Raw genomic sequence first — 6189 nt, forward strand, 5'->3', positions numbered from 1 at the left:
CGCTTATCGGGATAGTTTTTCCATCCCTGGGGTTGGACTAGGGATAAACAACTATTGCGCTTATCGGGATAGTTTTTTCCCGCCGATCGCGTGGTGGTGGTGAAATAGAGCAGGTCTCTTTCTTGATGCGATCCGCAGCCAAATAGTCCCAACCGCGCTTGCACCTCCGAAGTAAAAAATTCGTTACCTCACCTATATGAGAACTGCTATATTTTTCCTATTCCACTTATAAAAAACAGGGATGTTGGCGATAATTTAATTGCAAAAACTAAGGGATTTTATCCGGGGTTTAATCAAAAGAATGCCACAAAAATATTTTAGGCGGAAAAAATAAATTTACATAGACTCGGTAAAGTTGGTTATTAAAATAATTTTAAACAAAGATTTGAAAGGATTAAAACTCACAAAAATTGTGTGATAAAGGGTTTAATTTGAGGAATAGGAGCCAATACAGGAAATAGATAAGCGCAGACAAGATTTGCAATCGAGCAAAAATAGCGGGGAAAAACCGGGTGGCGAGGCGAATTTTTAGAAGAGAGGGAATAGGTGAAGCAGTGGGAGTAATTTCAGCGGTATTTAGAAGGGGAACCTGGGGAATTTTATATTGAGAGGAATGGCGGCACAGCGATTTCCAATATTGATTTAATCAGTCACGAAATTTATTTTAGCAAGCAGGATGTAATGGCGCAGACCGAGCCAACGATTTTCCTGTGTTCGCAAGCGGAATATCCGGAGTCGAGCGAAGTGTTGCGCGAGGCTATCGAGAGCGTACTAGAAGAAATCAATCGCCGATCGCGGTTTTCTTTGCGGTTAGAGAGTGCGGTGCGATCGCTGCGAAGAACCGATGCGGTGGAGCGGCGAGAAAATGTGAAAACCCGGCAAAAGTTTGCTGGCGATCGCGGAGATCGCGGCGATCGCCAGGGTAGAAGGGGATCCACCGCAACTGATTTCCAGTCTGCAAGTCTGCGTAGAAGTAGGATATGCCCTACAGAGCAAGCGCCGGAACTATTGCTCGCCGCCCAGGAAAGGCGGGAGACGAGGGGGGGGGGTGTATGGCTTTGATTTGCCCCGGTATCAACAGGTGCAGTTTAAGAACGAGACTGAATTGCGTCAGATTTTGCCCTTGGTCTTTGAGACCCCATTCCAGGGATTTAATATTTTGATGACAGGGAAAGGAGATTAAAGGTGCGCGAAAAAACAACGAATCATTTGCCCCAGAGCGGATCATAATAATCTCGGTGCTTTCAAGATAAATTTAGCCATATGCCGAGAACTCCAGACTATATTGGCGTTTACCTCCTTTTGGAAGGGGGTCACAGAGAACAGGTACGTTTTCCGAGTATTCAAGATTTCCAGAAGTGGTATCAAGGAGTCTTAGTCCCCAACTCCGAGGGGAAAGAGTTCATCAACGTACCGATCAAAACCTCTCAAGGAGAGTACATGGTGGTAAGACCCGTGAGCATCCTGGGCATTCGGGTCGAACCGATCTTTCTTTCGAGCGTCGATCGCTCCTTTGCTGAAGAGTAAAGCGATTTGCTGAGAGGGGGGGGGGAGTGGGTCTTTCAAAGGGAGGATGAGATCTGGGTAAAAAAGTTCGTTCCCATTTGAGCGATCGATTGCACGAATCAACTGATGCTGTGGCTACCCCAGGTGCTTTATCCTCCCCAGACTCCCCCATTCAAGCCGATGGCGCGTTTATCTTCCCCCGTGTGGTATGATAGTCTGCAAAACAGCCTAATGAGTAAGATGGGGTATTTCCTTGTCGATATCCGGAAGTGAACAAACCGAGTAGAAAAATTCCACAAACCAGAAGCGATCGGGGAGTGCGGCTCCGATCGCCATTCTCATGGATCGTTTGAATTCAACCTAAATTCATAATTTTACCAAACGTTGTACCTTGGCTATAAGGCGTCTCGCTCCAACACTAATAGCGCGATCGCCCGCTTGTTTATTCGCCCATTCAAAGAGAACCAAGCCAATCGCCACCGGAGAATGAGGCGTTTAAACCTGAAGCTCGATGACCGCTCGCTTTATCACGCCTATGGATATGCCTTTTGACATTACCCTGCTGATGGTGCTGACCGTAATCGCAGGCATCAGCGCGCAAGTGCTGGCCGACTACCTAAAAATTCCAGGGATTGTATTTTTGCTGCTGTTTGGCATCCTGTTAGGGCCAGATGGGTTCGGATTGCTGCATCCCCACCTGTTGGGCGATGGTCTAGAAGTCATCGTCAGCCTATCAGTGGCATTAATTTTGTTCGAAGGAGGACTCAATCTCGAACTGCGAGACCTGGACAAAGTGTCCGGTAGCTTGCGGAACCTCGTGACCATCGGAACCCTCATAACCCTGATTGGCGGCGGCATTGCTGCACATATGTACAGTGAATTCCCCTGGCCGATCGCGTTTTTGTACGCCTCCTTAGTGGTCGTCACCGGACCGACAGTGATCGGACCATTGCTCAAACAAGTTCAGGTGGAGCGCCCCGTAGCTGCCTTGCTGGAAGGAGAAGGGGTCTTAATCGACCCGGTAGGAGCCATTTTGGCGGTGTTAGTCTTAGACGTGATTTTGAATGGGGATGCCGATCCCCTGAGACTGATCGCCGGACTGACCATTCGCCTGGGAATTGGCAGCGCGATCGGGGCATTAGGCGGCTGGTTGCTAGGCTACTGCTTGAAAAAAGCCCATTTTCTCTCCGAAGACCTGAAAAACCTAGTAGTGTTAGCCGGACTTTGGGGACTGTTTGGCTTAGCCCAAGATATCCGAGGAGAATCCGGACTGATGGCCACGGTAGTTGCCGGCATCGTTCTGCGGGCCTCCTCCTTGCCCGAAGAACGCCTTTTGCGACGGTTTAAAGGCCAGTTAACCATTCTCGCCGTTTCCGTGCTGTTTATCCTCCTGGCGGCGGATTTGTCCCTTGCCAGTGTGGTTGCCCTGGGATGGGGCAGTGTGGTGACGGTGTTGGCACTGATGTTCTTGGTGCGCCCGATTAACGTGTGGCTTTGCACCTGGAATAGCAAACTCAACTGGCGACAAAAACTATTTGTAAGCTGGATCGGCCCGAAAGGAATCGTTTCGGCGTCCGTGGCTTCCTTATTTTCGATTTTGCTGACCGATCGCGGTATCAATGGGGGGGACTCCATCAAAGCCTTGGTTTTCCTGACCATTATTGTTACCGTGGTCATGCAAGGGTTAAGCGCTCGCATCGTGGCGAGAGTGCTCGGCGTGATGTCCACCAAAGCCACCGGGGCGATTATCGTCGGATCCAACCCCATGAGTCGATTGATTGCCCGCTTGTTGAAAGAACGCGGCGAGTCCGTGGTGCTGCTCGATACCAATCCCGAAGCTTGTCAGGAAGCCGCACAGGAAGATTTGCGGGTATTCTTAAGCTCAGCCCTGGATACCGAAGTCCTAGAAGTTGCCGGACTCGATTCAATGGGCACCTTTCTCGCCATGACCAGCAATGGAGAAGTGAATCTGGTGTTGGCACAGCGCGCGGTGGAAGAATTTGGCCCGCCTAGGGTGTTGGCGTTATTTCCTCGCGACCCTGTGGTGGAGAAGTCTGGCAATCAGACGAAAAAGACTAAAATTCAGCATGCCTTTGTGCCTACCGTGCAGCTTAAAAACTGGAATCAGTACATCAATGACGGTCAGGTGAAATTGGGGGAAACCGTCCTGAAAGAACCGGGTTTTGCCTTTCAGCAGGCGCATTTGCAAGCCTTGATGAGGTCTGGAGAACTGGTGCCGTTAGCCATCGAACGGGGGAATCAGTTTCTCGTGGTGTCCGCCTCGGATACTTGGCAACCGGGCGATCGCATTATTTACCTGCTGCACGACCCCAAACCAAAATTGCTCAAACGCCTCTCCGGTGCGAGTCAGTCTCGCCTTACCCTGGAAAAACTGCCCACGGTGGAGGAAGTCCCTTTGTCTTCCCCGGCGTTAGACAAGGCGTTTGATAAAGTCTCGGCAGACTTATAACGATGTGGCCTCGCACCACTCAAGAGAGCGCCGCCACCCTTTCTCCCCTAGGCGGCGCGATCGCGACTCACCGCGCCGGGTGAATTGCCAAACCCGAACTCCCCATATCGATGGCAATCCGGAACCTGACTTCCCCCTGAGCCGATAGTTGACTCCTGTCACCAGGACTCGCTGTAAAATTATCCTAAAAAAACGGGGATAACCCCAAACCGCTGCCGAATCAATTCCTCAGCAATCAGAGGGCGATTCCATCGAGGCGCGATCGCGCCGCCGGAGCGAGGGCAAACAATACCCGGGGTGGAACCCCTGCAAATCTCGCCAATCTTAAAGCTAAGATAAAGCGGGAGGCGTTTTTACTGCTTCCCCTCCAGCGCAGCTTGCTATGAGTGACCCAAGCGTACCAGCCATGTCCTATTCCTTGCCGAAAAAAAACTTACTCCACACCTTATCTCAGCCCACTGTGGTGGCCATTTTGGCCTCAGTGGGTCTGCACGGCGTTGTGGGGATAAGTTGGGATCGCTTACCCATGACCTCTAACCAAGCGAATCCCTGGACAACTGTAGATTTGGTTGAGTTAACGCCGGAAGAACTCAGCCGCTTGCCCAATGTTTCGGGCACACCGGGAAACCTGCCTGGAGATCCGACACAACCCAATTCTTCGTCCACTTCTTTGGCGTTAGGCGCGCTTCCCGAATTGCCGCCCACGCCGCCTACCCCCGAACCCGGGGAAGAGGAACCCTTTGAACCCCTCACCCTGCCGAATACCTCCTCGCTTTACCAGATGCCTCTGGATATCCCTCCGCCGCCGGATTTGGGGGAAATCAACCCGCCTTTGCCCTCGTTAGAAGAGTATCCCTCGCCCACGCCTTATTTTGGGCAACCCTCGGCGTCGGTGGAACTGCCAGAACCGGAACCCCAGCAAAGGGAACCGCAAATGCAGCAAGAATTTCAAATTGAGGGCAGCCCCGGGCAGGAACAGGCGTTTATCCCCCAAGAAGTGCCGCCCCCCCCGCAAGAACTGCCGCCACCCCCACCGCCTCAACCTTGGCCTCAGGGGACGACAAACTCGCGATCGCCGCAGCAGTCTTCTCTCCCGCCACAGGGCATGAACCAACGGGTGGATTCCTCGGATTTCCTCCTGGATGTCCGCCCGAATACCCCGAACTCCCCGCAACAACCTTTCACTGGCTTTAACGCTGGGGAAACGTTACCCCGTGGACTCCCGCCAGGATTTCGCCCGGATGCGTTTGAAGAGCCAAGAACGGCGACATCTCCCCCACCTCAAGGGAGTGCGTCGGATTTGAACAATCCAGCGCAAAACAGCAATTTGGGGGACTCGGATTCTGCGCCAACCCCCTCGGATTCTGCGCCGTCTCAGTCTGCTTCTACAACAACGGAAAATAATGCAGATTCGGGTCGGATGACCGATATGTTCGAGCATAATCGTCAACTGCGCGAAGAATATCGTCAACAACAGGAAGAACGGCAAATCGCGGCTGCGCCTCTGTCCCCGGGAACCTCGCCAGAGTCGAATCCGCCCTCGTCCAATGACCCGGAGGGGCAAACCCAAGGGATGAGTCCCGACGATCCGCTGTTGGCCCGCTTGCGCCAACTGCGCGAAGAATATCGACAACAAAATCGCCAACAAGAGTTCAATGCCACTGATGATGTGCAAATGGCGATGACGGAAGGGGCGATCGCCTATACCACTTGGGTGAGCAATCTCAAGCAGCAATACCCCGAACTCGAAACTAAATCACCGAGAACGGTGAGGAATTCTTATCCCCCCGAAGCTTGCGATCGCAAACTGCAAGGTCGCGGTACCTTTGGCGTGTTTGTGGATTCTCAAGGCCAGATTATCGATGGCCCGCGACGCTTGCTCAGTACGGGAGAAGATATCCTCGATACATTTGCCCGCAACTGGATTATCGAGCAAGGAGCCTTTCCCGCTACCAGTAAGCCGACGGTTTATCAATACTCTTTCGAGTTTTCCTACAATGAGCAAAATTGCACGAATGCATCTTCTCAACCGTCAGATGCAAGCCCTTCCCCGGGCACTCCGCTCCAACCTTTAGATGCTACACCCAGAGACGATAGTCCATTAGAATTACCCGATGTGGAATCGCAACCCACCACTGAGGAACCGTTGGATGGGACACCGCCCAGGGATGAGCAATTAGAATTACCCGATGTGGAGTCGCAACCCAGTGATG

The 6189-nt window shown here is 52.1% G+C and carries 3 protein-coding genes and 1 pseudogene; all 4 read left to right on the forward strand.

All coding sequences use genetic code 11. The annotated features are described in order from the left end of the window. Nucleotides 1-681: 681 nt before the first annotated feature. Nucleotides 682-1062: a hypothetical protein gene (locus LKK83_RS29430; protein WP_324635026.1), complete on the forward strand. Its 381-nt coding sequence runs from the start codon at nucleotides 682-684 to the stop codon at nucleotides 1060-1062. Nucleotides 1063-1263: 201 nt separating this feature from the next. Continuing rightward, nucleotides 1264-1527: a hypothetical protein gene (locus LKK83_RS29435; protein ID WP_324635027.1), complete on the forward strand. Its 264-nt coding sequence runs from the start codon at nucleotides 1264-1266 to the stop codon at nucleotides 1525-1527. 514 nt (nucleotides 1528-2041) lie between these two features. Then, entirely contained in the window at nucleotides 2042-3976 is a 1935-nt protein-coding gene (locus LKK83_RS29440; RefSeq protein ID WP_324635028.1) for a cation:proton antiporter, read from the forward strand. A 382-nt stretch (nucleotides 3977-4358) separates the two neighbouring features. After that, nucleotides 4359-6189 (forward strand): annotated as a pseudogene (locus LKK83_RS29445) (hypothetical protein); the annotation flags it as partial.

This window comes from Phormidium sp. CCY1219 (genome assembly GCF_035615515.1).
Classification (GTDB): Bacteria; Cyanobacteriota; Cyanobacteriia; order Cyanobacteriales; family Laspinemataceae; genus CCY1219.